Here is a 26,248-nt window from a genome sequence, read left to right on the forward strand (position 1 = left end):
GATCACCCCGCCACGAACACCGGAACGGCCATGGCCAGCGACAGAACGTAAATCAGGGCAGCGGCCCCAATCATGGCATCAAACCGATCCAGCACACCACCATGGCCGGGGATCAGGTTGGAGCTGTCCTTGACGCCCACATGGCGCTTGATCGCGCTCTCAATCACATCCCCCATCTGCCCGGCAAATGCGGCCAGAACCGAACCGATCATCCAGTAAAGAGTCGTCCCCTCGGAGGCAAAGAAAAGCCCGATCAAGGCGGCGCCGATCCATCCGGCCACCGTACCTGACCAGGTTTTCTTGGGGCTGACGCGGGGCCAGAATTTCGGCCCGCCAAGGATGCGTCCCGCAAAATATCCAGCAATATCAGACACGATCACCACCAGCACCAGCCAGATCACCAGCTTGCCATGGGACAATTGCAAAAACCCCAATGCCGCCAGCATGATCAGAAACCCGTATCCCAGTGCCAGATTGCGCCGGTCCGGCAACAGATAAGCCCCCAGCATCGGAGCCACCAGAAGGCCAAGCCAGGTCCAGCCAAAGCCACCGGACGCCATCAAACGCAACCCGGCCAGTTCGACGGCAAAAGCGGCAAGAACGCCGACACCAATTGGCACCAATGCATTTGTCGGGTCCAAAAGCCGGATCAGTTCCCAAAAGCACAGGCCAATTACCACCGCGATCAGGGTGACGAAAACAACGCCTCCCATCCAGATCGCTGTCCCGGCCACCAGCGCCATCAACAGCCCGGCACCAGCGCGCGGGCCAAGATCCATCCATTTCGATCCGGTTTTCACATCTGACATGCGGTTCCTTTTCTGCTGATCATCAGCAGTCCTTGGGCAGCGCCGATCCCCGGATCGCCCTGCGGTTAGCGGTTATTCGGCTGCGGTATCCACGCCCCCGAACCGGCGATCCCGTCCGCCAAAGCGCGTAACGATCCGGCCAAAAAGTTCGGCATTGAAATCCGGCCAGAGCGTATCAAGAAACTCATATTCCGCATAAGCCGACTGCCAAAGAAGGAAATTGGAAATTCGCGCCTCACCAGAGGTTCGAATGACCAGGTCAGGATCCGGCAAAACACAGGTATCCAAATACTTTGCGAGCGTTTGTTCATCCACCTGATCTGCGTCGATCCGCCCCAAGGCAGCATCCTGCGCCAGACGTTTCACGGCGCGGGCCACTTCGTCACGGCCACCGTAATTCAGCGCAATGGTCAAATGCACACGATCATTGTCGCAGGTGAGTTCTTCCAGCTCGTCCATCAGCTTTTGCAGCTTTTTGTCGAGCCGCACACGGTCGCCGATAAAGCGCACCCGCACGCCTTCATCACGCAGCGCACGGGCTTCTTTCTTGATGTAGCGCCGAAACAGGCTCATCAAGCCGGACACTTCCGACTGGGTGCGTTTCCAGTTCTCTGTCGAAAAGGCAAAGATGGTCAGGTATTTGACACCAAATTCGGGGCAGGTTTCCACAATCTCGCGGACCCGCTTGGCACCGGCGCGATGGCCGAACAGCCGCGGCTGGCCGCGTTTTTGCGCCCAGCGGCCGTTGCCATCCATGATGATGGCCACATGTTCCGGCGATGTCTTATCCTTGCCCACGCGGCCCCTCCTGACAGGTCTAAAATCAGACCTGCATGATCTCTTCTTGCTTGGTTTCCAGCGCCTTATCGACCATCTTGACATGTTTGTCGGTCAGCTCCTGGACCTCATCATGCCACATCTTGTGATCGTCTTCGCTCATCCCATCCTTGGCGCGTTTCAGCTGCTGCATCCCGTCCTGGCGCACATTGCGCACAGCGACACGGGCGCTTTCGGCATATTGGGCGGCCACGCGGGTCAGTTCGCGGCGACGTTCTTCGTTCAGCTCGGGGATCGGCAGCATGATGATCGTGCCATTCAGCTGGGGATTGATGCCCAGACCGCTTTCACGGATCGCCTTTTCTGCTTTCCCTACCAAAGATTTGTCCCAGATATTCACCGTCACCATCCGCGGCTCCGGCACGTTCACGGTGCCGATCTGGTTCAGCGGAGTGCGCGCGCCATAGGCATCCACCATGATCGGATCCAGCATCGAGGCCGACGCGCGCCCGGTGCGCAGCGATGCAAACTCAGTTTTCAGCGCGCCAATGGCGCCTTCCATACGGCGTTCCAGATCATCCAGATCCAGTTCAAATTCTTCGTCAGCCATCTCAGGCGTCCCCTTTATCCATCTGCTCTTGTTTTCGAGCGTCTTTTCATACCTATAGCCCTCCCGCACGGGCCTTGTATAGGGCGGCCCATTTGCAGCGGAAAAAACTGTGTCTTATGGGCAGGTCCTTGCCCAATCCGGTCGGTTGCCCCAGCCAGATCAGCCGCCCACTTTGGTGTAAGTGCCCTGCCCCGACAGGATGCCTTTGAACCCACCCGGTTCATCCAGACCAAACACAACCAGCGGCAGGTTGTTGTCTCGCGCCAGCGCAATGGCAGAAGCATCCATGACGCGCAGGCGCTTGGCCAGCACGTCATCATAGCTGACATGGTCATAGCGCACCGCATCTGCGTGTTCTTTGGGATCCTTGTCATACACCCCGTCCACACCGTTTTTGCCCATCAAAATGGCTTCACAGGCCATTTCATTGGCCCGCAAGGTGGCGGCCGTATCAGTTGTGAAATAGGGGTTCCCGGTTCCGGCGGCAAAGATGCATACCCGTTTTTTCTCAAGGTGGCGCACCGCCCGGCGGCGGATATAGGGTTCACAGACTTCATCCATGCGAATGGCGGAGATGACCCGGGTAAACACCCCCATTCCTTCCAGCGCAGACTGCATCGCCAGCGCGTTCATCACGGTGGCCAGCATCCCCATGTAATCCGCAGTGGTGCGCTCCATCCCCTGGGCGGACCCGGACAGGCCACGGAAAATATTCCCGCCCCCGATCACCATACAGATCTCAACCCCCATCTCGGCCACGCTTTTCACTTCGCGCGCGATTCGTTCGACGGTGGGCGGGTGCAGGCCAAACCCCTGGTCCCCCATCAACGCTTCGCCAGAGATTTTCAGCATCACGCGCTTATAGGTGGTCGCGGGGGTATCGCCGCTTTCTTCTGAGAATACGGCAGCAGAGGTATCAGTCATGGGTGGAAGGTCCTGAACAAGAAGATTGTCTTGCCCGGCAAAATGGCCCAAACAGGCGAAACTTTCAATGCGTATACGGGCCGTCTTTCGAAAAAACGCCGTCCCTGCGCCACCTGGAAACCCGCAACCCGAGCCCCACAGTCGAAAGCCTCGCCGTGCCAGATCCCCTTCCCTTCGGCATTCGCACCCTCCCGCCCAACCGTCCGGTGCTGATTGCCGGGGCAACCGCTTCGGGCAAATCCGCCCTTGCGATGGACATTGCCGAAACTGGCGGCGGGGTGATTGTGAATGCAGATGCGTTACAGGTGTTCTCGAACTGGCGCATTGTCACCGCCCGCCCTTCGCCGGAAGAAGAAGCCCGGGTGCCACACCGCCTGTATGGGCATATCCCGGGCGATCAGGACTATTCCGTCGGGCATTGGCTGCGTGAAGTGGCCCAGATCCTGCAAGGTCGGGACCGTCCCATTATTGTTGGCGGCACCGGGTTGAACCTGTCCGCCCTGACCGAGGGGCTGGCCGATATCCCTCTGACTCCGCCAGAGGTGCGGGCGGAAGGGGAACACCTTCTGGCCACTCAGGGGATCGACACCCTTTTGCGCGCCCTGGACCCGGACACGCTTGCACGGATTGACCAGCGCAACCCGGCCCGCGTGGCCCGCGCCTGGGAGGTGCAACGCAGCACCGGGCGAGGGCTGGCGTCGTGGCAGGACGACACACCGCCCCCCCTGCTCGCGCTGGCAGATTGCACCGCCATTGTCCTGCAAGCCGACCGGGACTGGCTGCGCAACCGGATTGAACATCGCTTTGACCTGATGCTGGAGGGCGGCGCCCTTGATGAAGCGCGGGCAAACCTTGAGAACTGGGACCCGAAGGCCCCCCATGCCAAGGCCATCGGGGCCCCCGAACTGATTGCCCATCTCAAGGGTGAACTGAGTTTGGACGACGCACGCGAGGCTGCAATCATCGCCAGCCAGCAATATGCCAAACGCCAACGCACCTGGTTTCGCAAACGCATGAAGCACTGGCAGGCGATTCCCCTGCCCTGATGGCCACACGCGCGCCTTCGCCTTGAACAGATCGAACCTCCTGTTGCGTTAACCATCTGACAACACCCGGTCCAAGTTACCCACAATTGTCCACATTTTTTGTGGATAACCTTGTGGAAAATCTCCGCAGCCCCTTATTTTGCAGCGACAAAACGGCATTTTTGACCTAATATTTAAGCCTGCCTGCTTTCATGCACCGCTGCCTGCCGGGGTCCACACATGTCACAAATGCAACCAGAGACACGTTCTTTGCCCTCTCCTTTCCGCGTCGTCCCCTTGGCGCGGATGAGCAAAGGGGGACGATGGCGAACCGAAGCGATGCGTTCCTACGGTGCTCCCGTTCTGATCTGGTTCACCCGTGGTCAGGGGCGGATCACCGTGAATGGCGTCACGGCAGGATATGGCCCGCATAATTGTATCTTCGTGCCTGCCGGCATCATGCACGGGTTTGAGGTTTCAGCACAGGTCAGCGGCACAATGGTTGTCTTTCCACAAGGCAGCGAAGAGGGGCTGTCGTTGCCGCGCGATCCATTTCACCTGCGCCTGCTTGACGGGGACCGGCAGATGGAACTCAGCCGGATGATTGATAACCTGCAAAAAGAGATGGACCGGTTTGACGCAGCCCATGCCGAACGCGCCCATCGCGCGATGATGTGCCATGCCGGTCTGATTTCGGTCTGGCTGGATCGGCAGGTTGAACATCAATGTTTCGACCAAGACCGTTCTCCGGCACAGGCAAAATCCGGTGCCAAACTGGCCAATGCTTTCGCGGCCCTTGTCGAGCAGGATTTCCACAGTCCGAAATCCGTGCGGGACTATGCTGGCGCGCTGGGCGTGACCCCCACCCATCTCAGCCGGGTTTGCAACAGGGCCTGCGGGCGGTCAGCTTCGACCATTCTCGCGGATCGGGTCCATTACGAAGCACGCCGATTGCTGAGCGAAACCACGCTTCCGGTGAAAGACATCGCACGCAGCCTTGGGTTTGCCTCCGCCGCCTATTTCACCCGGTCCTTTCAGAAACACACCGGGGTGACGCCCTCGCAATTCCGTGCGACGCACTGACGACGCATTGACCCCGGCCGCCTTTTGGCGCGGCAGACTGACTGACGATAAACAGGCTGAAAAAGCCCGGGCATCACCCGCCGAGGATCGCCTTTACATAACCGCGCGTTTCCCGATAAGGCGGCACTCCGGAATATTTCTCGACCGCCGCGGGCCCCGCGTTATAGGCCGCCAGCGCAAGGCGCCAGGATCGGAACTTGTTGTATTGCTGACGCAGATACCGGGCGCCCCCTTCCAGGTTTTGTCTGGGATCATGCGGGTTCACCCCCAGTTTGCGCGCGGTGAAGGGCATCAGCTGTGCCAGCCCGATCGCTCCGGCATGACTTTTTGCACGGGGGTTCCAGCCGCTTTCCTGCTGCACGAGGCGCAAAAACAGGTCCTCGGGAATGGAATGTTTGCGCGCGGCCGCCTTGGCCATGGAAAGGTATTGGCCGCGATAGTTCCCTGAAAACCGCGGTATCCCCTCTGCGCCACCCTGTTCCTGATCCGCATTGGGCCGCAACCGGGTTGACCCGGCATATTGCTCAGCGGCCCGTGTGTCCAGCACATCCAGTTGCGACGAAAAATTGGCGCGCCCCGTTGAGCTGGAGAACAGCCCATCCGAAAAGGCCGGTGCCACCGGAAGCGACATCAAGCAAAGACCCAAACCAATCCTATGAAAAACGCTGCGCTGAGACATGTTTCTCTCCAAACTTCTGCAGGCAATATAGTTAAAAAATGCAACGCGACAATGGCCGCGGCGGTTTTATGCCCAAATGCCGCAAAGCCGGGCTTTCCAAAACACCCGGACGCACCATCTGGGCAATGCATTTGGCGCCAGCCAGCGCCCTAACGGCTTCCCGCACCATTTTTGAATTCCTCCGGCTGCCCGCGCGGGACGAATTCATCCACAGGAAACCGTTTTCACCTTGGGGCGTATCTGTGTAACGATATGCGAAATGTGAAGAATCGAAAGGAAGCCGTCCATGGCAGGCTCGCTCAATAAGGTAATGCTGATCGGCAATCTGGGCCGTGACCCCGAAGTCCGCTCCTTCCAGAACGGCGGCAAAGTGTGCAACCTGCGCATCGCCACCTCGGAAACCTGGAAAGACCGCAACACCGGCGAGCGTCGCGAGCGCACGGAATGGCACTCGGTCGCCATTTTCAACGAAGGCCTGGTTCGGGTGGCAGAGCAATATCTGCGCAAAGGATCAAAGGTTTACATCGAAGGTCAATTGCAGACCCGCAAGTGGCAAGATCAGTCCGGCAATGACCGCTATTCGACCGAAGTTGTGCTGCAGGGTTTTGGATCGACCCTGACCATGCTGGACGGTCGTGGCGAAGGTGGCGGCGGCGGCGGTTATGGCGGCGGCCAGAGCGGCGGTTATGGCGGAGGCTCCCAAGGAGGGGGCGGCTATGATCAGGGCGGGGGCTTTGGTGGCGGCACTCAAGGCGGCGGGCAATCCTCCGGCGGCGGGTTCGACGACGAAATCCCGTTCTGATTGGACACGGGATCTTCATCCCAACAGTTCAAAAAGCGCCCACCAGCAGGTCGGGCGCTTTTTTTGTGGTCGGTCTTTTTGGTCCGCAACGGGAATGAGTTTTCAACCAGCATTCAAATCACAGATTTCCGCCGCAGGGTCCTGCGCCGGTCTGAATGAAGCAAAATTTTGGGAAAAACGCGCACCCAATTTCGGGTGATGGCGGAGGAGGTGGGATTCGAACCCACGGTAGACTTTCACCTACGTCGGTTTTCAAGACCGGTGCATTCAACCACTCTGCCACTCCTCCGACCCGGGAACTCATAACGGCAAGGTTTTGATTCTAAAACCCCCTTTCCGGGCCAGTTTGATCGCCCCCCGCGCGCCCGTGCATGCCAGTTCTTGCCCATTCTTCGCACGGGACTTTTCACAAAAGGAACATGCCGCTACTATAGCCGCAATTGGGCGGAAACGGCGAAAGAGCCAGCAAGAATTTTAGGGGCATAACATGGCAAAAAAGACCACTTTGAAAGTGGCGATGATCCTGACGGGCGCATTGACGGTTGCGGGATGTGACGACACCAACCTTCCGGGTTTTCTGAAGAAAAACAGCAGCTCGGATGGCGCAACAGCCACCGCTGGCACAACCAGCCGCACCGTGGAACGGGATGTCGAGGCGCCCGAAGTGTTTCAGATGTCGGAAACCGGCTTGTGGGATGGCCGCCCCAGCCTCGGAGGTGTATGGGTGGCGCATTCCGATGCCAAGGACCCGGAGCGTGTGATCATTCGCAATGAAGCAAACGGGAAATTTGTAATCGGGGCCCTGTTCCGGCGCGAACGTGACGTGCCTGGTCCGCGCTTTCAAGTGTCATCTGACGCGGCTGAGACATTGGGCATGCTGGCGGGCAATCCGGTCAACCTCTCGGTGACCGCGCTGCGCAAAGAAACCGTCCAGCCAGAGCCCGAGATTGATGACACTCCTGTCCCAGCACCGGATGCGCTTGAAAGTGGCGAAATCAGTGAAAACACGCTGGACGATCCGATTGCCGCCGCGTCTGCCGCGCTGGATCGGGCTGAAGCCACGGCCCCTTCGGGCGCTGCCGCGGCAAAACCCACTGCTAAACCCGCAGCAAAGCCGGCGGCGAAACCCGTGGCCACCCCGTCCAAACCGTCCGGTCTCGCAAAACCCTATATCCAGATCGGTATTTTCAGCGTGGAAACCAACGCCAAGAACACCGCAGAAGCCATGAAACGCGCAGGGATGCTGCCCACGATCAAACCGGGCTCCACCAGTGGAAAATCGTTCTGGCGCGTGATTGTCGGTCCAACCACCAGCAGCGCCGAACGCTCCTCGATCCTGAAGAAAGTTCGGGATCTTGGCTTTGCCGACGCCTATTTCGTGAGCCACTGACATGACCAGAAAAGACATGACCAGACACACCGTTCGCCACTTTCGCCTATCTGCTCTGATCACCGCGATGGTGGTTTTTGTCTTCGCTGGCCTGCCCGCCCGTGCCTTTGATACCCGTGCCTCTTCCGCCTATGTTCTGGATGTGACCACGGGCACCGTTTTGATGGAGAAGAACGCCGACGTGGCCCTGCCACCGGCCTCAATGTCAAAGCTGATGACCATTGCCCTTCTGTTCGAAGCGCTTGAGGACGGGCGTGTTTCGATGAACACCCCGTTTGCGGTCTCGCAGCGGGCGCAGGACATGGGCGGTTCCACCATGTTTCTGAACAAGACCGACCGCCCGACGGTAGAAGAGCTGATCCAGGGCATCATCGTGCAATCCGGCAATGACGCCTGCGTCGCGGTGGCCGAAGGGCTCGGCGGCACGGAAGAGGCCTTTGCACGGATGATGACGGAACGGGCCAAGGAGTTGGGGATGGAGAATTCCAGTTTCGGGAATTCCTCCGGCTGGCCAGACCCACGGCAACGCATGTCGATGAAAGACCTCGCCATCCTGGCCAATTACCTGATCACGAAATTCCCGCAATATTACCCCTATTTTGCGCAACGCGAATTCCATTACAAAGGCCGCGCACCTGACAACCGCTTCAACAGAAACCCGCTCCTGCCACTGGGGATCGGTGCGGACGGGTTGAAAACCGGCCATACGGAAGAAGCCGGGTACGGGCTGGTGGGATCCGCCCGTCAGGGAAATCGCCGCATCGTGTTTGTGCTTTCGGGTATGAGCTCCTCCAAGGCCCGTGCGGAAGAGGCGGAGGCAATCGTGAACTGGGCCTTCCGTCAGTTTGCCATCAAGACCCCGGTAAAGGCCGGGGAAAAAGTGGCCGAAATTCCGGTCTGGCTTGGCAATGCCAATTCGGTTGGCCTGACCACCGCAGAGGATGTGTCACTGCTGGTTTCTGCGGTTGGACGTGACCCGCTCAAGGCTGAAATCAAATGGGTCGGCCCAACCGAAGCGCCGATCAGCGCCGGTCAGCAGCTCGCTGAAATGATCGTGGAACGTCCCGACCTGCCTGACCAGATTGTCCCGCTTGTCGCCGCAGAAGATGTTGCCGCCGCCGGGATCGGCAAGCGTATGGGCGTGGCGGCACAACGCATTCTGGGCAAGGTTATGGGGCAGGACAGCGCCCTGACCTCTCTCCTCAACTGACAGGTCAGATATGATCAGCGAAAACGGGTCGGGGCTGTTCATCAGCTTTGAAGGTATTGACGGGTCGGGGAAATCCACCCAGGCACGCCTGTTGGCAGAGCATCTGCGGGCAGCGGGCCATGATGTGGTGCTGACACGCGAACCGGGCGGCAGCCCGGGGGCCGAGGAAATTCGCGCCCTGGTGTTACAGGGGGACCCCGACCGCTGGTCGGCGGAAACCGAACTTTTGTTATTTACGGCTGCAAGACGGGATCATCTTGAACGGCTGATCCGCCCTGCCCTGGCCGCGGGGAAAATCGTGATCACAGACCGTTTCGCCGACAGCACACGGATTTACCAAGGCACCCGTTCCGGGGATCTCCGCGCCACGGTGGATCAACTGCACACGCTGATGATCGGGCAGGAACCGGATGTGACCTTTCTGATCGACATGGACCCGGAGGTCGGTCTGGCGCGCGCAAAAAGCCGCAATGGTACCGAGGAACGGTTTGAGGATTTCGGTGCGGATCTGCAAAAACTGATGCGCAAGGGGTTTCTGGAACTGGCCAAGGACACCCCTGATCGGTTTCGCGTGGTGAATGGTGCGCGGGACATGCAGAGCGTCGCGGCAGATGTGGCCACGCTCGCCGACGCCGCTCTTTCAGAAAGCCCGGACCGATGAGTGCCGCAGACGAGATCCCCCAACCGGACTGTATCGAAGGCGTGCCGCATCCCCGTGACGCCTTGCAGCTGATTGGACAAGGCGCCGCCGAAGCGCGCTTTCTCGAGGCGTTCACTTCGGACCGGCTGCACCATGGCTGGCTGATCACCGGACCACGCGGCGTGGGCAAGGCCACGCTGGCCTGGCGCATTGCCCGATTTCTTCTGGCCACCCCTCCTGACGATGGCGGGATGTTTGCCGCCCCGCCCCCGCAAAGCCTCGACATTGCCGCCGATCATCCGGTTGCACGCCGGGTGAACGCCCTGTCAGAACCCGGCCTGTTCCTGTTGCGCCGTCCCTGGGATGACAAGCTCAAACGTCACAAACAGGACATCACCGTTGATGAGGTGCGCAAACTGAAAAGCTTCTTTGCCCTCAGTGCGGCAGGTGGTGGACGTCGTGTGGTGATTGTGGATGCGGCGGATGAGATGAACAGTTCGGCCGCAAACGCATTGCTGAAAGTGCTGGAGGAGCCGCCAGCGAATGTTGTGATGCTTTTGGTCAGCCACCAGCCCTCGCGGCTGTTGCCAACCATTCGTTCGCGCTGCCGTGAGTTGCGCCTGCCCCCGCTGGCGCCGGACGCTCTGGCGCAGATCATGAACGGGCTGGACGAATATCCCGGCCCGGATGAGATGCAGGCGCTGGGGGCATTGGCCGGGGGATCCGTGGGTGAAGCCCTGCAGCTTCTTCAGGTGAACGGGCTGGGGATCTATGGCGAACTTGTGCATATTCTGCATTCCGCCCCCAATTATGACCGGCCAAGGGCCTTGAAACTGGCAGATGGGGTGGCTGGCAAAGCCAACGCCTCCCGGTTTGAGGTCACACTGCGACTGATTGACCTGTTCCTCGCGCGTCTGGCCCGCCATGGGGCCGGAATGCCGGCACAATTGCCTGCAGCAGATGGGGAAACGGCTTTGTTTGAACGGCTTGCGCCGCATCCGCGCGCCGCACGCGATTGGGCGTCCTTGCAGCAGGAGCTGTCGGCCCGTGCCTCTCATGGCAAAGCCGTCAATCTTGACCCGGCCGCCCTGATCCTTGATATGGTTTTCAAGATGAATGAAACGGCGGCCCGTTCGGTCGCATAAGAGGCGCTTGATGAGCATGTCCGACAGCCCGATCCCCACCCTCACCGACAGCCACTGCCACCTGGATTTTCCTGATTTCGAGGGCGAGCTGGAGGAGATCATCGCGCGCGCCGAACGTGCCGGGGTGACCCGTATGGTGACCATCTGCACCAAAATGCAGAACCTTGCGCAGGTTCAGGCCATTGCCGATGCGTTTGACCCGGTTTTCTTCGCAGCCGCCACGCATCCCATGTCGGCCGCCAGCGAACCAATGGTCACGGTGGAGGAACTGGTGGCCCTGGCAGATCATCCCAAATTTGTCGCCATTGGCGAAACCGGGTTGGATTACCACTATACGGCCGACAGCAAACCGATTCAGATCGAAAGCCTTTTGGTGCATATCGAGGCGGCCCGCCAAACCGGTCTTCCGCTGATCATCCACGCGCGGGATGCGGATGAGGACATGGCGCGGATCCTGCAAGAGGCCCACACCCATGGTGCCTTCAACTGCGTGATGCATTGCTTTAGTTCAGGTCCGGCCCTCGCCCAGGTGGCGATTGATCTGGGGTTTTACCTGTCCATGTCCGGCATCGCTGCCTTTCCACGCAGTCAGGACGTGCGCGATATATTTGCCGCAGCTCCGGTTGACCGCATCCTGGTGGAAACCGACGCGCCCTACCTTGCCCCGCCCCCCAAACGCGGGAAACGCAACGAACCTGCCTATACGGCGCATACCGCCCGGGTGGGCGCCGATGTTTTCGGCCTCAGCTACGAAGAATTCGCCGCACAGACCCAAGCCAATTTCGACCGTCTGTTTTCCAAGGCGGCCGCTTACAAGGCCCCAGCCAGATGAGCGGTTACAGCTTCACCATTCTGGGCTGCGGCTCATCCGGGGGGGTGCCGCGGATCGGCGGGCTTTGGGGGGATTGCGATCCGAACAACCCGAAAAATATCCGCTCACGCTGCTCGGCCTTGGTGACGCGAACCGGAGAGGATGGGGGTGTGACGCGCGTCTTGATCGACACGTCCCCCGACATGCGCCATCAGCTTCTGGCTGCTGGCGTGGGCGAGGTTGACGCAGTGGTTTACACCCATGGCCATGCTGATCACATGCATGGCATCGACGACCTTCGCATGGTTGTCTACAACATGCGCAAACGGGTTCAGGTCTGGGCGGATGGCCCAACACAGAACGACCTGATGTCGCGCTTTGGCTATGCCTTTGTGCAACCCAAGGGATCAAGCTATCCGCCGATCCTGGACCTGAACACAATCGACGGAGACGTGGTGATCGAAGGGGCCGGAGGCGCAATCCGTATGACCCCGTTTGAGGTGACCCACGGAAATATCGACGCGCTGGGCTTTCGGATTGGAAAACTGGCCTATCTGCCAGATGTCAGTGAAATCCCTGAGGCCGCACGCCCTGCCCTGCAGGACCTGGATATCTTCATTATCGACGCCCTGCGCCGCACGCCGCATCCAACCCATTTCAATCTGGATGACGCGCTGCTTTGGATCAACCGCGTGGGGGCGCGCAAAGGGGTGCTGACCAATATGCATATTGATCTGGACCATGCGACGGTCGAAGCGGAAACGCCGGATCACGTGATTGCGGCCTATGACGGGATGGTGATCCCGTTCGAGGCATAGATGGGGGCCCTGATTGAGGTCATTTTACCGGTCTTTCTGGTGATTGGGATTGGCTATCTCGCCACTTGGCGCAAGATCATCACCGCCGACGCCGTTGAAGGCTTGATGTATTTCGCCACCAATCTCGCGGTGCCGATCCTGCTGTTCCTAGCCATTTCACGTCTGGACCTGAGCGCAAGTTTTCAACCCCGCCTGATGATCAGTTTCTACACCGGCGCCGTCAGCGGCTTTTTCGCCGGGCTTCTGGGCGCACGGTTCCTGTTTTCCCGCCCCTGGCCGGACGCGGTGGCAATCGGGTTTGTCACCTTGTTTTCCAATTCACTCCTGCTTGGCCTGCCGATTACAGAGCGCGCCTTTGGCCCGGACGCTCTGGGGGCAAACTTCGCCATTATCTCAATCCATGCGCCGACATGTTATGTGATCGGTGTGATGGCGATGGAGATAGCGCGCTCACAAAACAAAGGGCTTGGAGCAGCATTTCTGGGATTTCTCCGCTCGATGGCAAAAAACGGGCTGGTGATCGGGATTGCCTTTGGGTTTTTGGTGAACCTTGGGGGCTTTTCCTTGCCGGCCGTGGTGCTGGACGCATTTTCACTGATTGCCAAAGCTGCCATTCCCGCTGCCCTTTTCGGATTGGGAGGGGTTCTTTATCGCTATCGACCCGAGGGCGACATTCGAACCGTGGCCTATATCTGCGCTGTATCTCTGGGGCTTCATCCGGCCATGACATGGATGGTTGGGCGCCTGCTTGACCTTGACGAGATGGCCTTTCGCTCCGCCGTCATAACCGCCGCCATGGCTCCGGGCGTCAACGCCTATGTTTTCGCCAATCTCTATGGGGTCGCAAAACGAGTGGCGGCCACGGCGGTTCTGGTGGCCACGATCCTTTCCATCATCACCGCCTGGGGGTGGTTGATGGCATTAAGCCCTTAAAGCGTTTCCTGTTCTTGTTGGATCACAGCAATGACCGGAAAAAGCCCACCCTCCTTACAGGGTGCGCGGCGTTTCCACATCGCGTTGTTTCAAACTAAAGCGTTTCGGGATAAACTTGAGACACGTGTTTATTTCGAAACGCCCACGGCATTGAGACCTCTTGCCGCGCTTCGGTTTTGCCCTGCGTCAGGTTAAAACCGAAACGCTTTAAGCCTCAGCGCACATCCCCCCTGAGGCCATGGGCAATATGCTCTGGCAGATCCGCCAATGCCCGCCCTCCCCGTCCGCGCAACCGCTCAAGAAGCCCCAGCTTTTGTGGCAGGAACTCCAACACGCAGCGTTCAATCCGCGTTGCCTGAAGCAATTCAGGCTGAGAGGCTAGGGTAATGCCGGACAGAATCGGGCTGTCCGAGGTCAGCCGGGTGAGGTATCCCATCCCGATACGCAGGCTGTCCTCTTGAAACGAAAGCATTGTGACACCATCAACCTGCGCAAGGAAAATGCCTTTGAATTCCCGCCCCGAGCGCACATCATGGCGGGTCAGGATCTTGTCATTCCCCGGATCGGACAGGGCGCGAAAGACCGTTGCGCGGTCCAGCTTATAGATGCGCATGGTGAAAGAGTTCACCCAATCGGGATGGAGCGACGATCGTTGCCAATACCGGTGAATACCAAGAGGAACCGGCAAGGAAAGGGTCAAACGATCCTGAGAAGACACTACATGCTGGCGAAAGGCCGCGTTGGTAATCCACGGAATACCCTGCGCGTTAAAGACATCCTCCAGATCCGCGAGCGGTTCGAGCAGGATACGGGCATCCACCTGAAAATACGCGCAGATCTTGTGCAGAATATCCGGGCGGGGACTGGCCTGTCCGGCCAGGTAGCGATTGAACTGGGTTCTGTTCACGCCGATCTCCCGGCAGATCTGTGTCACGGAACTTGGCGCGCGCGCGACGAGTTCGCGCAGGTTGCGCGAAAAGACCTGGTAGATTTCCCGAGGGCTATACTCATTTTCGGTCTGTGACATCACCTACCCCGAAGCCTCTCAACTTCCCTTGACTGTGTTTTGTGAGTGTGACCTGAGGGACGATCTTTGACGCTGATTAACCCCAGATTGCATCGCAGTTCGCCATTCAACCTTTATCATATCCCCTCGCAATATGCAAAACATGCCCCGAGATTTTGCAAAACTCCAGATCAAAACGATATTTCTCAAATATTTTCAATATGTTTTGGTTCGTATTGTTATGCAACTATCCTTGGGGCACCCGTGTTTTGTCATCAAAACCCCTTAATTTCACCTCATCTCCATAAATTCTCTTGCCCGAAAGCCTACTCCTTCGTATTGTCGACCAAACGGTCGGTTTTGCGTCAGACCATCACGCAGACCGAAGGATCTGGGAGGACCTGATGACCGCATTTATCTGTGATGCCATCCGCACACCGATTGGCCGCTTTGGCGGTGGCCTGTCCGGGATGCGCGTGGATGACCTTGCCGCAGCCCCAATCAAAGCGCTGATGGCACGCAATCCGGACGTGGATTGGCAAAGCGTGGATGATGTCATCTATGGCGACGCCAACCAGGCGGGGGAAGACAACCGCAATGTGGCGCGCATGGCCGCCCTTCTGGCCGGGTTGCCGGTTGAGGTTCCCGGCACCACTGTAAATCGCCTTTGTGCTTCGGGCATGGATGCGGTGGGCATGGCTGCGCGTGGCATCAAGGCGGGGGATTACGAACTTTGTATCGCGGGGGGGGTCGAAGGCATGAGCCGCGCCCCCTTCGTGATGCCCAAGGCCCACAGCGCCTTTTCCCGCGCCAATGCGGTCTATGACACCACAATTGGCTGGCGCTTTGTAAACAAAGCGATGGATGCGGCCCATGGAACGCACTCCATGCCACAGACCGCTGATAACGTTGCCGAAGACTACGATATCTCGCGCGAAGATCAGGACGCTTTTGCCGCCCGCAGCCAGGCCCGTTGGCAGGCCGCACATGAGGCTGGCGTTTTTAACGACGAAATCACTCCGGTTACCCTACCCCAGCGCAAGGGCGACCCGCTGGTCATCGACACGGACGAACATCCCCGCCCCGGCACCAGCGCCGAAAAGCTTGCGGGCCTCAAGGGCGTGAACGGCCCGGACAAAACGGTCACCGCGGGCAATGCCTCTGGCGTGAATGACGGGGCCGCCGCGATGATCATCGCCTCGGAAGCCGCCGCTGCGCGCAACAATCTCAAACCCATGGCACGGGTTGTGGCCATGCAGGCTGCGGGCGTTGCCCCCCGTGTGATGGGCATCGGTCCGGTACCGGCCACGCGCAAGGTTCTTGCCAAAGCAGGGCTGACCATCGAGCAGATGGATGTCATTGAACTCAACGAAGCTTTTGCCTCTCAGGGGCTCGCAACTCTCCGGGCTTTGGGGGTGGCGGATGATGCGCCCCATGTGAACCCTAATGGGGGTGCCATTGCACTGGGCCACCCACTTGGCATGTCCGGTGCGCGCCTTGTCATGACCGCCGCCTACCAGCTGCAACGCACGGGAGGGCGCTACGCGCTCTGCACCATGTGCGTGGGTGTTGGGCAAGGGGTTGCGCTTATTCTCGAAAGGATCTGACAATGTATGCACAGATGATCAAAACCGCTCGTTCCGGTGTGAAGACACGCGAGGAAATGTCTGATCAGGAACGGGAATTTCAGGACCGCATTGATCGCGGCGAAAAGATCGAGCCAAAGGATTGGATGCCGGATGATTACCGCGCCACACTGATCCGCCAGATCGGTCAGCACGCCCATTCCGAGGTGGTTGGCCAGCTACCGGAAGGCAACTGGATCACCCGCGCCCCCACGCTGGAGCGCAAGGCAATCCTTCTGGCGAAAGTGCAGGACGAGGCCGGCCATGGGCTCTATCTCTACTCCGCCGCCGAAACCCTTGGCGAAAGCCGGGATGAGCTGGTGCGATTGCTGCATGAAGGCCGGATGAAATACTCCTCGATCTTCAACTACCCGACGCTGAACTGGGCTGACATTGGCGCAGTGGGCTGGCTGGTGGACGGGGCCGCGATTGTGAACCAGGTTGCGCTGCAACGGACCTCCTACGGGCCCTATTCACGTGCAATGATCCGCATCTGCAAGGAAGAAAGCTTCCACGCCCGCCAAGGCTATCACGCGATCATGCAGATGGCCTTCGGGACACCGGAACAGAAGAAAATGGCACAGGACGCGGTGAACCGCCTGTGGTTCCCGGCGATCATGATGTTTGGCCCAAATGACAGCGAAAGCACCCATTCCGAACAATCCATGGCCTGGAAAATCAAGGTCAAATCCAATGACGAGCTGCGCCAGCAATTTGTCGACCAGACCGTGCCGCAGATCGAATATCTGGGCCTCGACCTGCCGGATCCCGGCATCAAATGGAACGAGGAGCGCGGGCATTACGACTTCTCGGACCCGGATTGGAGCGAATTTTTCGACGTGATCAAGGGCAATGGTCCCTGCAATGTCGACCGATTGAAAGACCGGGTGAGTGCCTGGGAAGACGGCGCCTGGGTGCGCGACGGTCTTCTGGCACACGCCCGCAAGAAATCCGCGCGAACCGCAGCAGAATAAGGGAGAAATCAGATGAGCAACGAATGGCCCCTTTGGGAAATCTTTATCCGCGGTCAGCACGGGATGAGCCACCGCCACGTGGGCAGCCTGCACGCCCCTGACGCGGAAATGGCGATCAAGAACGCCCGTGACGTCTATACCCGGCGCAATGAAGGCGTGTCGATCTGGGCGGTTGAGGCGGCCCATATCGCAGCCTCTAGCCCGGAAGAAAAAGGCCCGCTTTATGAGCCGTCCAATTCCAAGGTCTATCGCCACCCAACCTTTTTCGACATTCCCGAAGAAGTGGGGAGCATGTGATGGCGGATCAGGACCAACTGTTTCAGTTCCTTCTGCGCATGGGGGATAACTGCCTTGTGCTGGGGCACCGCGTCAGCGAATGGTGCGGTCATTCCCCGGTGCTGGAGGAAGATATTGCGCTGGCGAACACCGCGCTTGATATGATCGGCCAGACCCAGCTATGGCTGGGGCTTGCGGGTGAGGTTGAGGGGAAAGGCCGGTCGGCCGATGATCTGGCCTTCCTGCGCGACGTCTGGGATTTTCGCAACGTGCTTCTGGTTGAGCTGCCCAATGGCGATTTCGGCCAGACCCTGATGCGCCAGTTCCTCTATGACGCCTGGTCACAGGTCATGTTGTCCAAGCTGCAGAATTCAACCGATGAACGCATTGCCGCAATTGCCGAAAAAGCCTCGAAAGAGGTGGCTTATCATGTGGAGCGTTCGGGGGACACGGTGATTGGTCTTGGGGACGGCACCGAGGAAAGCCACAACCGGATGCAGGCCGCCCTGGAGTATCTCTGGCCCTATGTTGGTGAGATGTTTGCCGGGGATGCGGTGGATGACGCCATGGTGGCGGCAGGTATTGCCCCGGACCCGGCCAGCCTCAGGGCGGAGTATGACGCCAAGGTGCAAGCGGTTCTGAGCGAGGCCACGCTGAGCATTCCCGGCAGCACCTATGCCCATAAAGGGGGGCGCACCGGCTATATGCATACCGAGCATCTGGGTCACATGTTGTGCTCCATGCAATGGCTGCAACGGGCCTATCCCGGGGCCAGCTGGTAATGACCCACCCCTCGGTTGATACGATCTGGACCTGGCTTGACCAGGTGCCGGACCCGGAAATCCCGGTCATATCCCTGGTGGATCTGGGGGTCATCCGGGATGTGCGTTGGGAGAAGGACAGTGAGGGCGATTTGCTGCATATTGCCGTCACCCCAACCTATTCCGGTTGCCCGGCCACCTCGATCATCAACCTCGATATTGAAACCGCGTTGCGCGACCGCGGGATCACCCGGCTGACGCTGTCACAACAGCTTTCGCCAGCCTGGACCACCGATTGGCTGAGCGAAAAAGGGCGGGCAAAGCTCGAAGAATACGGCATTGCCCCCCCCTCGCCCGGCGGCACTCCGGATCGTTGCCCCAATTGCGGCAGCAAGGATCTGGAACGGACCAGCCAGTTCGGCTCCACCCCCTGCAAGGCACTTTGGAAATGCAAAAGCTGTCTTGAACCTTTCGACTATTTCAAATGCATCTGACGCGGTTCGGCATTCCGCAACCGGGATACCGAAACATCTGAGGAGAGACCCATGGCGCGCTTTCACAAACTGACCGTGACCGACATTCACAAAACCATCCGGGACGCGGTGGTGGTGACCCTGACCCCGGACGACCCGGAGAGCTTTGATTTCACCCAGGGCCAGTACCTGACCTTCCGTCGCGACTTCGACGGGCAGGAACTGCGCCGCAGCTATTCGATCTGCGCAGGCAAGGATGACGGTATCCTTCAGGTCGGCATCAAACGCGTCGACGGCGGGGCGTTTTCCACATGGGCCAATGAAGAGCTGGCCATGGGGGACACCATTGAGGCCATGCCGCCGATGGGCAATTTCCATACGGCAATCGAACCGGGAAGCGCGAAATCCTATCTCGGCTTTGCGGGGGGATCGGGCATCACACCGGTTCTGTCGATCATCAAGACCACCCTGGCCCGCGAACCTTTGTCCGATTTCACGCTGGTCTACGCCAACAAATCTGCCACCACCATCATGTTCCGCGAGGAGATCGAAGACCTCAAGAACCGCTATATGGGTCGCTTCACCGTGATCCATGTGTTGGAGGCCGACACGCAGGAAATCGACCTTTTCACCGGGTTGGTGAATGAGGAAAAATGCGCGCTTCTGTTCAAACAGTGGATCAATATCAAATCCATCGACACGGCGTTCATCTGCGGCCCCGAACCGATGATGCTGGGCATTGCCAAATCCCTGCGCGAGCACGGGCTGTCTGATGGCCAGATTAAGTTCGAACTCTTCGCCTCTGCCCAACCGGGCCGTGCCGCCAAGAAGGCCGTGTCGAAAGGCGCGAGTTCCGGCACTGGCACCGAAGCGGTGATCAACCTCGATGGTTCGTCGCGCACCATCACTATGGACGCCGACACCTCGATCCTCGACGCGGCCCTGGCCGAGAACATGGACGCGCCGTATGCCTGCAAGGCCGGGGTCTGTTCGACCTGCCGCTGTAAGGTCCTGGAAGGTGACGTAGACATGATCGCCAACCATGCGCTGGAGGATTACGAGGTCGAAAAGGGCTATGTGCTCTCCTGCCAGGCCTACGCGAAATCCGACAAGGTCATCGTTGATTTCGACCAGTAATCAATCGGTTAAAAGACATATTTCAGGGAGATACACCATGAGCGAGATGAGCATCACCGACTATCTGGCCCAGGGCGGCCAGCTGACCAACCCGGAGAATGTGCCGGCACGATACCGGGCGGAACTCATGCGGCTCATGGCAAGCTTCGTGGACAGCGAGCTGGCGGGGGCTGCGGGTTTTGCGGATATGATCAATGCGGGTCCGGGTATCAAGGAACGTATCGCCGCAGCCAAGATCGTGCTGGAAAAAACCGACAATGCCGACAAGGTTTTGAAGATCATGGGCGAATTTGGTGCCAATACCGACCGCTACGCCACCCACCACCCCTGGACAGACCGCCTCGCCCGTGAGGCGGATATTGGCACCACCCGCAGCGCACATGACATGCGCCTGTCTGTGTTCAACTACCCCCTGACCTCATGGGAAGACGCGGTGGTGATGAATATGTTGATGGGGTTGGCGGTGTCCGTACAGCTGAGCGAACTGTGCCGTGTGTCGTATCAGCCCCTCGCCGGGACGTTCCGTGACATCATGCCGGTTGAGGTCAACCACACCGATCTGGCCATTGAGGGCATCGAGCATATGCTGGCCGCGGGCGCGGACAAGGCTGCGCTGCAACGCTCGGTCGATTACTGGTGGCCACGGGTGGCCGCAAGTTTTGGCCAGACCGTTTCGTCGCGTGCAGAACAACTGACCCGGTTTGGCCTGCGTCATTCCACCAATGCCGAACTGCGTGAGGAATGGGACAAGGCCGCTTCGGAACAGTTGGAAACATTGGGGCTGTCGGCCCCCTGACTCAACCCGCCCCAAGATTTGTCCCCGACATACATAAGATTTCCTGATCCTGAGAGGACCAAGACATGACGATCATGAAAGTAGCCAGCTTCGCCGCTGGGCAGTGGGTTGCACCCGGTAAAAATGCCCGCCCCATTCATTCCGCCATCACCGGAGCCCGGATCGCCGAAGCGGGTGGCGGGTCACTCGACATGCAGGCCATGCTGGACTATGGTCGCAATGTTGGGGGCGCGAACCTGCGCAAGATGGGGTTTCATGATCGCGCCAAGATGCTCAAGGCGCTGGCGCTGCATCTGGGGCAGCACAAACAGGCGCTGTATGATCTGAGCTTTGATACTGGCGCCACCCAATCGGACCACATGATCGACATTGATGGCGGCGTGGGCACAATGTTTGTCTTTGCCTCGAAAGGGCGGCGGGAAATGCCCGATGGCGACATCTATATTGATGGTGATATCGAACAGCTTTCCCGAAACGGCACCTTTCTGGGCATGCATATTGCCACACCCCTGCAAGGGGTGGCGGTGCATATCAATGCGTTCAATTTTCCGGTCTGGGGCATGTTGGAAAAGCTCGCCCCGACCCTGCTGGCAGGTGTGCCGGCCATTGTGAAACCCGCCACCGCAAGCTGTTATGTGACAGAAGCCTGTGTGCGGATCATGCTGGACAGTGGCATTCTGCCAGAGGGCGCCCTGCAATTGATTTCCGGGGGCACCGGAGATCTGCTTGATCGTCTTGGTCCGCAGGATGTGGTGAGCTTCACCGGCTCGGCCCAGACCGCTTCACTGCTGCGTTCCAACCCCAATATCCTGAAAAACTCGGTGCGTTTCGTTGCCGAGCAGGACAGTCTGAACGCGTCCATTCTTGGCCCGGACGTCACACCCGACACACCCGAATTTGGCCTCTTCATCAAAGAGGTCCATCGCGAGATGACCACGAAGGCCGGGCAGAAATGCACCGCCATTCGCCGGATCATTGCACCTGAAGCACAGGTTCAGAACGTGATTGAGGCCCTCTCAGACCGGCTTGCGAAAACCGTTGTCGGGGATCCACGCGCGGAAGGGGTTCGGATGGGGGCACTGGTCTCGGCGGGGCAAAAGCGCGACGTGCTGGAAAAGGCGGCGCAGATTGGCACCGAGGCGGCGCTGGTCTATGGCGACCCTGATGACACGGGTTTTGCCGGCGACGTGGATGCAGGCGCCTTTGTCAAACCGATGCTGTTTCATTGCCAATCGCCTGACACGGCCAGCCTGGTGCATTCAACCGAAGCCTTTGGCCCGGTCTCGACCATCATGGGATATCGCGACATTTCCCATGCGATTGAGTTGGCGAACAAAGGCGAAGGATCGCTGGTCGCTTCCGTCATTACCGCGTCTGGCGAGGTGGCGCGAGAAATGGCCCTTGGGGCGGGCGCTTTTCACGGGCGGCTTTATTTCAACAACGCGACCTCGATGAAGGAAAGCACCGGGCATGGCTCGCCCCTGCCCCATATGGTGCATGGTGGTCCGGGACGCGCGGGCGGTGGCGAGGAAATGGGCGGTGTGCGTGGTGTTCTGCACTATATGCAACGCACCGCCATTCAGGGCAGCCCGGACATCCTGACAACCATCGGCAATCGCTGGGTGCCGGGATCGACGGAAATCACCGGTCCAGCCCACCCGTTCACGCGCAAATTTGGTGAGCTGTCAATTGGCGAGACCCTGCACACGAAATCGCGCAAGGTGACGTTGGAAGACATCGAAACCTTTGCCCATTTCACCGGCGACACATTCTATGCTCATATGGACAGCGACGCTGCGAAACGAAACCCGTTCTTCCCGGATCGGGTCGCCCATGGCTATCTGTTGCTCAGTTTCGCGGCGGGTCTGTTTGTCGAACCCAACGAAGGGCCGGTTCTGGCCAATACCGGGCTGGACAACCTGCGCTTCATGAAGCCAGTAGAGGCCGGGGACAGCATGAAAGTGCGCCTGACCGTAAAAGCAAAGACCCGTCGAACCGAAGATTATGGTGAAGTGCGCTGGCATGTGACCCTGACCAACCAGGGTGATGAGCTTGTTGCGGAATATGAGCTGTTAACCATGAACGCCTACTGACAAACAGGCTTGTGTGACGGGAACATTTCTTTCACCAAGCCCGCTTTGGCAACAAAAAGACGACCGCGCGGGGATTGTTCCATTCCGGCGCGGTCATTGTTTCTAGAATATAATTAAATTCCAAAATAACCGAATTTCCACTTGTTTTGCCCTATTCAACGAAACAATGCCCTCACTCTGCCACAATTTCGCCCCAGTTTACCTTGACCCTTAGTAAAGCGGTTTTAGCAAGTTTTCGATTTGAGGCTCTTATGAGAGGATAGCTAGGATGGCTTGGGCAACAGGCAACATCATGAAAAATTTCTGCCGCAGCGAACGCGGTGCCATGACCATCGAAGCGGTGATGTGGCTGCCGGTTTTTGTTGTCATGATGGCGTTGGTTGCCGACGTGTCGTTTGTCTTCTTCCGCCAGTCCACCATTCTGCGCGTTGTACAGGATGCGAACCGGGCTTTCTCGATCGGTCGGCTTGAGAGCGCCGAGGCGACACAGGCCTATGTTGTCAGCGCCCTGTCCGACCTGTCATCGGGGGCAAGCGCCGTCACCACCCTGAGCTCTGGTATCATCACGACAACCGCATCAATCCCCGTTTCTGACCTGACCGCAGTAGATGCCTTTGATTTCCTGAAGGGATATCATGTTGGTGTCACCGCGCAGCACTTCCTCGAATACTAGGGGTGCCGCGTCATGAAACGTCCTGAAAACATGCGAACATTCCGACAAAGCGAAGACGGTGCGTTAACCGTCTTTGGGCTTTACATCTTTGCCACCATGATCCTTTTGGCCGCAATTGCAATTGACATGACGCAGCTGATCACGGCGCGCACGCAATTGCAGGTCACTGCCGATCAGGCCGCCCATGCCGCCCTTTATTCTCGTGACACGAATTCTGCGGAAACTGCCAAATTGGCGGCGTTGAACATCGTGGAAACCGCGATGCCGAAGGACAAGTTTGGCCAGATCATCACACTCGAGGATATCACTTTTGGAACATTCGATTACGTCAGCGGCGGGTTCCTGGAGGATCCCACCTCGCGAAAATCTGTTCTGATCAACAGCGGACGGCTGAGCGAAACAGGCAATCCGGTTACCACCCTGCTGCTCGACCTCATAGGTTACAGCTCCTATGACATGACCGCGCAATCCATCTTCACCACCTATCGGCCTGCCTGTTTCCGAGAAGGTTTCGTGGCCAATGACGAGGTCGACATTCAGTCCAACAACGCGTTTACAAACGGGTTCTGTATCCACTCGAACTCCTATGTATCCTTGAATTCAAACAATATTTTCGACGAAGGCACCGTTGTTTCAATGCCGAATTTGGCGGATCTTGATTTGCCGAATTCAGGCTGGGAGACCAATGAAGGCCTGCAATCTGCGCTTCGCGAGGGCAGCTATCGCCTGCGTATTATCAACAAGCTGGAAGACATCATTGACGGGCTTCTGAATGCCGACCCCGATGTTCTTCCGGATTATGTGGATGAAACCCTCTCCCCCATCTACATGACCCCCCCTAGCGGTAAGGGGCTGAGCATGAGCGATTTGACCGCTGGGCGTGTGCATTACCTTGATTGCCACAATAACGGGGTGTTGAAGCTGTATGACGATTCAAAAACTGTCATGGCAATTTCAAATGTGGTCATCCTGACGCCTTGCGAAATTCAGTTTGGACAGGAAGTGGTGATCGAAGATGCGATCATCGCCACCACCAACACCTATGTGAAAGCGATCACCTCCAGCTCGAACCTGCAGATCGGCCGTGATGACAATTGTGCTGCCGGGGGCGGCGCCCAGATCCTGTCCATGGGCGGGATGGAGTTCAGCTCGGGTCTCAGCATTTTCGGCAGCCAGCTTCTGGCAAAGAAAGACATTGCCTTTTCGGCAAATGCAGACGGTATTCAGGGCGCATCGATCATTTCCGAGGGATCAATCAGTGGGACCTCCAACATGAATATGGGCTTTTGCGGAACCGGAATGGAATCAAATTTCGAAGCCGAGTATTTCCGCCTGGCGCATTGATCCCCCTGTCCCAAGCGCCCCAGAGCACCCGTATCCCGCCCGGGAGGGACGGTTCGGCCCCGCTCACACAACGCCAGACTGCCAGTCGCAATGGCACCTATTGCCGCCGCCAACTCGTTTGAAGCAGCTGTGATGAGGTGCGTTCTTCCGTCCTAGCCTTGCCCAAACCTCAGGAGATGAGAGCGGTCGCAACCGAACGCAAATTGCCACGGTTCCAGTGCCTGCGACGTTCATACTGTTCGGGTTGAATGGCGCACCTAGCACGATTCGAACGTGCGGCCTCTGCCTTCGGAGGGCAGCGCTCTATCCAGCTGAGCTATAGGTGCGTTGAGGTCGGTATAGGACAAGCGCCAAGGGCCTGCAATATGAAAAGGGCCGCCCAATGGCGACCCTTTCCGAAATTTTTCTGCTCTGGAAACGAATTAACGCTTCGAGAACTGGAAGCTCTTACGGGCTTTGGCCTTACCGTATTTCTTACGTTCCACAACACGCGAGTCGCGGGTCAGGAAGCCAGCGGCTTTCAGAGCGCCACGCAGCGAGGGTTCGTAAAGTTGCAGAGCTTTCGAGATACCGTGTTTCACAGCACCTGCCTGGCCCGACAGACCGCCGCCTTTTACGGTGGCGTATACGTCGAATTCACCCAGAACACCGGCCACTTCGAACGGCTGGCGCAGAATCATCTGCAGAACGGGGCGTGCGAAATAGACGTTCACGTCGCGACCGTTGACTTCCACTTTACCCGAACCCGGTTTGATCCAGACACGGGCCACAGCGTCTTTACGCTTACCGGTGGCATAGGAACGACCCAGCTCGTCACGGACGGGCTCACGGGGGGCAGCAACTTCAATAGCGGCTTCGGTGCCTTCAACGACAGCGTTCAGCTCATCAAGCGATTTGATCTCTTCAGTCATGATCAGCCCTCACGCGAGTTTTTCGGGTTCATGGATTTGACGTCCAGCACTTCCGGGCTCTGGGCCTCATGGGGGTGCTCGGCGCCTGCGTAAACGCGCAGATTGGTCATCTGCTGACGGCTCAGCTTGCCGCCCGGCAGCATGCGCTGCACGGCTTTGATGACCAGACGCTCGGGGTGGGCACCCTCAAGGATCTGACCGGCAGTGCGCGACTTGATGCCGCCCGGGTAACCGGTGTGCCAGTAGTGCACTTTGTCGGTGCGCTTCTTGCCGGTCATCTGGATTTTGTCCGCATTGATCACGATGACATTGTCACCCATGTCCATGTGCGGAGTGAACGAGGCTTTGTGTTTGCCACGAAGACGCATTGCGATGATCGACGCAAGACGGCCCAGAACAACGCCCTCGGCGTCGATCAGGATCCATTTCTTGTCGATATCTGCAGGCGTTGCAGAGAAGGTTTTCATGTGTTCAGCCCTGATTGGGTTTCGGATGGGGTGTTTTTAGTGATTTCTGAATTCGG

The 26,248-nt window shown here is 58.5% G+C and carries 28 protein-coding genes and 2 tRNA genes; 20 read left to right on the top strand and 10 right to left on the bottom strand.

Annotated elements, in window-relative coordinates; translation table 11 throughout:
- Positions 1-2: 2 nt before the first annotated feature.
- The 4 genes from K3J57_RS06870 to pyrH all read right to left on the bottom strand — a co-directional run bounded on the left by K3J57_RS06870 (position 3) and on the right by pyrH (position 3,120).
- Positions 3-809, bottom strand: coding sequence for a phosphatidate cytidylyltransferase (locus K3J57_RS06870; protein ID WP_259794646.1), 807 nt, complete (start codon positions 807-809; stop codon positions 3-5).
- A gap of 72 nt (positions 810-881) precedes the next feature.
- Positions 882-1,565: a polyprenyl diphosphate synthase gene (uppS, locus tag K3J57_RS06875; RefSeq protein WP_259794873.1), complete on the bottom strand. Its 684-nt coding sequence runs from the start codon at positions 1,563-1,565 to the stop codon at positions 882-884.
- 67 nt (positions 1,566-1,632) lie between these two features.
- Complete coding sequence (gene frr, locus K3J57_RS06880) at positions 1,633-2,196, bottom strand: ribosome recycling factor (RefSeq protein ID WP_259786863.1); 564 nt, start codon at positions 2,194-2,196, stop codon at positions 1,633-1,635.
- Between the two features lie 159 nt (positions 2,197-2,355).
- Positions 2,356-3,120, bottom strand: coding sequence for a UMP kinase (gene pyrH / locus K3J57_RS06885; RefSeq protein WP_173487096.1), 765 nt, complete (start codon positions 3,118-3,120; stop codon positions 2,356-2,358).
- Positions 3,121-3,275: 155 nt separating this feature from the next.
- Between pyrH and miaA the strand changes: the two genes are divergently transcribed.
- Both miaA and K3J57_RS06895 read left to right on the top strand, forming a co-directional pair.
- Complete coding sequence (gene miaA / locus K3J57_RS06890) at positions 3,276-4,166, top strand: tRNA (adenosine(37)-N6)-dimethylallyltransferase MiaA (protein WP_259797639.1); 891 nt, start codon at positions 3,276-3,278, stop codon at positions 4,164-4,166.
- Positions 4,167-4,451: 285 nt separating this feature from the next.
- Entirely contained in the window at positions 4,452-5,228 is a 777-nt protein-coding gene (locus tag K3J57_RS06895) for an AraC family transcriptional regulator (protein WP_259797641.1), read from the top strand.
- Between the two features lie 73 nt (positions 5,229-5,301).
- Here K3J57_RS06895 and K3J57_RS06900 read toward each other — a convergent pair whose 3' ends face one another.
- Positions 5,302-5,859, bottom strand: a complete 558-nt coding sequence (locus K3J57_RS06900; RefSeq protein ID WP_055192487.1) for a lytic transglycosylase domain-containing protein — start codon at positions 5,857-5,859, stop codon at positions 5,302-5,304.
- Positions 5,860-6,193: 334 nt separating this feature from the next.
- Here K3J57_RS06900 and ssb point away from each other — a divergent pair, with 334 nt between their 5' ends.
- Complete coding sequence (gene ssb / locus K3J57_RS06905; RefSeq protein WP_259797644.1) at positions 6,194-6,709, top strand: single-stranded DNA-binding protein; 516 nt, start codon at positions 6,194-6,196, stop codon at positions 6,707-6,709.
- Between the two features lie 199 nt (positions 6,710-6,908).
- Here the strand turns inward: ssb and K3J57_RS06910 are convergent.
- Positions 6,909-6,998, bottom strand: a tRNA-Ser gene (locus tag K3J57_RS06910).
- A gap of 198 nt (positions 6,999-7,196) precedes the next feature.
- Here K3J57_RS06910 and K3J57_RS06915 point away from each other — a divergent pair.
- The 7 genes from K3J57_RS06915 to K3J57_RS06945 are packed head-to-tail and all read left to right on the top strand — an operon-like array spanning position 7,197 to position 13,656.
- Positions 7,197-8,099 (top strand): SPOR domain-containing protein, encoded by a 903-nt coding sequence (locus tag K3J57_RS06915; protein ID WP_259797647.1) that lies wholly within the window; start codon positions 7,197-7,199, stop codon positions 8,097-8,099.
- A 1-nt stretch (position 8,100) separates the two neighbouring features.
- The gene (locus K3J57_RS06920; RefSeq protein WP_375542826.1) at positions 8,101-9,309 is read left to right on the top strand and encodes a D-alanyl-D-alanine carboxypeptidase family protein; all 1,209 of its coding nucleotides are present in this window, start codon (positions 8,101-8,103) and stop codon (positions 9,307-9,309) included.
- 10 nt (positions 9,310-9,319) lie between these two features.
- Positions 9,320-9,970 (top strand): dTMP kinase, encoded by a 651-nt coding sequence (gene tmk / locus K3J57_RS06925; RefSeq protein WP_259797649.1) that lies wholly within the window; start codon positions 9,320-9,322, stop codon positions 9,968-9,970.
- Entirely contained in the window at positions 9,967-11,094 is a 1,128-nt protein-coding gene (locus K3J57_RS06930) for a DNA polymerase III subunit delta' (protein ID WP_259794659.1), read from the top strand. Before tmk ends, K3J57_RS06930 begins: the two co-directional genes overlap by 4 nt.
- Positions 11,095-11,104: 10 nt before the next feature.
- On the top strand, positions 11,105-11,926 hold the full coding sequence (locus tag K3J57_RS06935; RefSeq protein WP_259794661.1) for a TatD family hydrolase: 822 nt from the start codon (positions 11,105-11,107) through the stop codon (positions 11,924-11,926).
- A complete protein-coding gene (locus tag K3J57_RS06940; RefSeq protein WP_259794666.1) occupies positions 11,923-12,723 on the top strand; it encodes an MBL fold metallo-hydrolase in 801 nt (266 codons plus the stop codon). The genes K3J57_RS06935 and K3J57_RS06940 overlap by 4 nt, the downstream gene beginning before the upstream one ends.
- Entirely contained in the window at positions 12,724-13,656 is a 933-nt protein-coding gene (locus tag K3J57_RS06945; RefSeq protein ID WP_259786873.1) for an AEC family transporter, read from the top strand.
- A 214-nt stretch (positions 13,657-13,870) separates the two neighbouring features.
- Here the strand turns inward: K3J57_RS06945 and K3J57_RS06950 are convergent, their stop codons facing one another.
- Entirely contained in the window at positions 13,871-14,683 is an 813-nt protein-coding gene (locus tag K3J57_RS06950) for a helix-turn-helix domain-containing protein (protein ID WP_259794669.1), read from the bottom strand.
- A gap of 383 nt (positions 14,684-15,066) precedes the next feature.
- Between K3J57_RS06950 and pcaF the strand changes: the two genes are divergently transcribed.
- From pcaF to K3J57_RS07000, 10 genes are all read left to right on the top strand, one after another.
- Positions 15,067-16,269 carry a 3-oxoadipyl-CoA thiolase gene (gene pcaF, locus K3J57_RS06955; protein WP_311196503.1) on the top strand — a complete coding sequence of 401 codons (1,203 nt, stop codon included), beginning with the start codon at positions 15,067-15,069 and terminating at the stop codon, positions 16,267-16,269.
- A gap of 2 nt (positions 16,270-16,271) precedes the next feature.
- Complete coding sequence (gene paaA, locus K3J57_RS06960) at positions 16,272-17,261, top strand: 1,2-phenylacetyl-CoA epoxidase subunit PaaA (protein ID WP_259794672.1); 990 nt, start codon at positions 16,272-16,274, stop codon at positions 17,259-17,261.
- Positions 17,262-17,273: 12 nt separating this feature from the next.
- A complete protein-coding gene (gene paaB, locus K3J57_RS06965; protein ID WP_055192062.1) occupies positions 17,274-17,558 on the top strand; it encodes a 1,2-phenylacetyl-CoA epoxidase subunit PaaB in 285 nt (94 codons plus the stop codon).
- Positions 17,558-18,319 carry a 1,2-phenylacetyl-CoA epoxidase subunit PaaC gene (gene paaC / locus K3J57_RS06970; protein ID WP_055192060.1) on the top strand — a complete coding sequence of 254 codons (762 nt, stop codon included), beginning with the start codon at positions 17,558-17,560 and terminating at the stop codon, positions 18,317-18,319. Before paaB ends, paaC begins: the two co-directional genes overlap by 1 nt.
- Positions 18,319-18,792 carry a 1,2-phenylacetyl-CoA epoxidase subunit PaaD gene (gene paaD, locus K3J57_RS06975; protein WP_259797652.1) on the top strand — a complete coding sequence of 158 codons (474 nt, stop codon included), beginning with the start codon at positions 18,319-18,321 and terminating at the stop codon, positions 18,790-18,792. The genes paaC and paaD overlap by 1 nt, the downstream gene beginning before the upstream one ends.
- A 51-nt stretch (positions 18,793-18,843) precedes the next feature.
- Positions 18,844-19,908: a 2Fe-2S iron-sulfur cluster-binding protein gene (locus K3J57_RS06980; RefSeq protein ID WP_259797654.1), complete on the top strand. Its 1,065-nt coding sequence runs from the start codon at positions 18,844-18,846 to the stop codon at positions 19,906-19,908.
- 37 nt (positions 19,909-19,945) lie between these two features.
- Entirely contained in the window at positions 19,946-20,704 is a 759-nt protein-coding gene (locus K3J57_RS06985; protein WP_259794681.1) for a Phenylacetic acid catabolic protein, read from the top strand.
- Between the two features lie 65 nt (positions 20,705-20,769).
- Positions 20,770-22,797, top strand: coding sequence for a phenylacetic acid degradation bifunctional protein PaaZ (paaZ, locus tag K3J57_RS06990; protein WP_259797656.1), 2,028 nt, complete (start codon positions 20,770-20,772; stop codon positions 22,795-22,797).
- Positions 22,798-23,065: 268 nt separating this feature from the next.
- The gene (locus K3J57_RS06995; RefSeq protein WP_173487079.1) at positions 23,066-23,470 is read left to right on the top strand and encodes a TadE/TadG family type IV pilus assembly protein; all 405 of its coding nucleotides are present in this window, start codon (positions 23,066-23,068) and stop codon (positions 23,468-23,470) included.
- 12 nt (positions 23,471-23,482) lie between these two features.
- Positions 23,483-24,814 carry a TadE/TadG family type IV pilus assembly protein gene (locus K3J57_RS07000; protein WP_259797659.1) on the top strand — a complete coding sequence of 444 codons (1,332 nt, stop codon included), beginning with the start codon at positions 23,483-23,485 and terminating at the stop codon, positions 24,812-24,814.
- A gap of 249 nt (positions 24,815-25,063) precedes the next feature.
- On the opposite strand, the gene K3J57_RS07005 is transcribed toward K3J57_RS07000, so the two are convergent.
- The 3 genes from K3J57_RS07005 to rplM form a co-directional block, all read right to left on the bottom strand.
- A tRNA-Arg gene (locus K3J57_RS07005) sits at positions 25,064-25,140 on the bottom strand.
- A gap of 96 nt (positions 25,141-25,236) precedes the next feature.
- Positions 25,237-25,725 (bottom strand): 30S ribosomal protein S9, encoded by a 489-nt coding sequence (gene rpsI / locus K3J57_RS07010; RefSeq protein WP_055191985.1) that lies wholly within the window; start codon positions 25,723-25,725, stop codon positions 25,237-25,239.
- Positions 25,726-25,727: 2 nt separating this feature from the next.
- Entirely contained in the window at positions 25,728-26,192 is a 465-nt protein-coding gene (gene rplM / locus K3J57_RS07015) for a 50S ribosomal protein L13 (protein ID WP_055191983.1), read from the bottom strand.
- Positions 26,193-26,248 lie beyond the last annotated feature (56 nt).

It is taken from the genome of Aliiroseovarius crassostreae, from assembly GCF_025137635.1.
GTDB classification, from domain to species: Bacteria; Pseudomonadota; Alphaproteobacteria; order Rhodobacterales; family Rhodobacteraceae; genus Aliiroseovarius; species Aliiroseovarius crassostreae.

Coding starts and splice junctions, on each gene's coding strand:
- K3J57_RS06870 (WP_259794646.1), bottom strand. CDS start 809: ATGTCAGATGTGAAAACCGGATCGAAATGGATGGATCTTGGCCCGCGC.
- uppS (WP_259794873.1), bottom strand. CDS start 1,565: ATGGATGGCAACGGCCGCTGGGCGCAAAAACGCGGCCAGCCGCGGCTG.
- frr (WP_259786863.1), bottom strand. CDS start 2,196: ATGGCTGACGAAGAATTTGAACTGGATCTGGATGATCTGGAACGCCGT.
- pyrH (WP_173487096.1), bottom strand. CDS start 3,120: ATGACTGATACCTCTGCTGCCGTATTCTCAGAAGAAAGCGGCGATACC.
- K3J57_RS06895 (WP_259797641.1), top strand. CDS start 4,452: ATGAGCAAAGGGGGACGATGGCGAACCGAAGCGATGCGTTCCTACGGT.
- K3J57_RS06900 (WP_055192487.1), bottom strand. CDS start 5,859: ATGTCGCTTCCGGTGGCACCGGCCTTTTCGGATGGGCTGTTCTCCAGC.
- ssb (WP_259797644.1), top strand. CDS start 6,194: ATGGCAGGCTCGCTCAATAAGGTAATGCTGATCGGCAATCTGGGCCGT.
- K3J57_RS06915 (WP_259797647.1), top strand. CDS start 7,197: ATGGCAAAAAAGACCACTTTGAAAGTGGCGATGATCCTGACGGGCGCA.
- K3J57_RS06920 (WP_375542826.1), top strand. CDS start 8,101: ATGACCAGAAAAGACATGACCAGACACACCGTTCGCCACTTTCGCCTA.
- tmk (WP_259797649.1), top strand. CDS start 9,320: ATGATCAGCGAAAACGGGTCGGGGCTGTTCATCAGCTTTGAAGGTATT.
- K3J57_RS06930 (WP_259794659.1), top strand. CDS start 9,967: ATGAGTGCCGCAGACGAGATCCCCCAACCGGACTGTATCGAAGGCGTG.
- K3J57_RS06935 (WP_259794661.1), top strand. CDS start 11,105: ATGAGCATGTCCGACAGCCCGATCCCCACCCTCACCGACAGCCACTGC.
- K3J57_RS06940 (WP_259794666.1), top strand. CDS start 11,923: ATGAGCGGTTACAGCTTCACCATTCTGGGCTGCGGCTCATCCGGGGGG.
- K3J57_RS06945 (WP_259786873.1), top strand. CDS start 12,724: ATGGGGGCCCTGATTGAGGTCATTTTACCGGTCTTTCTGGTGATTGGG.
- K3J57_RS06950 (WP_259794669.1), bottom strand. CDS start 14,683: ATGTCACAGACCGAAAATGAGTATAGCCCTCGGGAAATCTACCAGGTC.
- pcaF (WP_311196503.1), top strand. CDS start 15,067: ATGACCGCATTTATCTGTGATGCCATCCGCACACCGATTGGCCGCTTT.
- paaA (WP_259794672.1), top strand. CDS start 16,272: ATGTATGCACAGATGATCAAAACCGCTCGTTCCGGTGTGAAGACACGC.
- paaB (WP_055192062.1), top strand. CDS start 17,274: ATGAGCAACGAATGGCCCCTTTGGGAAATCTTTATCCGCGGTCAGCAC.
- paaC (WP_055192060.1), top strand. CDS start 17,558: ATGGCGGATCAGGACCAACTGTTTCAGTTCCTTCTGCGCATGGGGGAT.
- paaD (WP_259797652.1), top strand. CDS start 18,319: ATGACCCACCCCTCGGTTGATACGATCTGGACCTGGCTTGACCAGGTG.
- K3J57_RS06980 (WP_259797654.1), top strand. CDS start 18,844: ATGGCGCGCTTTCACAAACTGACCGTGACCGACATTCACAAAACCATC.
- K3J57_RS06985 (WP_259794681.1), top strand. CDS start 19,946: ATGAGCGAGATGAGCATCACCGACTATCTGGCCCAGGGCGGCCAGCTG.
- paaZ (WP_259797656.1), top strand. CDS start 20,770: ATGACGATCATGAAAGTAGCCAGCTTCGCCGCTGGGCAGTGGGTTGCA.
- K3J57_RS06995 (WP_173487079.1), top strand. CDS start 23,066: ATGGCTTGGGCAACAGGCAACATCATGAAAAATTTCTGCCGCAGCGAA.
- K3J57_RS07000 (WP_259797659.1), top strand. CDS start 23,483: ATGAAACGTCCTGAAAACATGCGAACATTCCGACAAAGCGAAGACGGT.
- rpsI (WP_055191985.1), bottom strand. CDS start 25,725: ATGACTGAAGAGATCAAATCGCTTGATGAGCTGAACGCTGTCGTTGAA.
- rplM (WP_055191983.1), bottom strand. CDS start 26,192: ATGAAAACCTTCTCTGCAACGCCTGCAGATATCGACAAGAAATGGATC.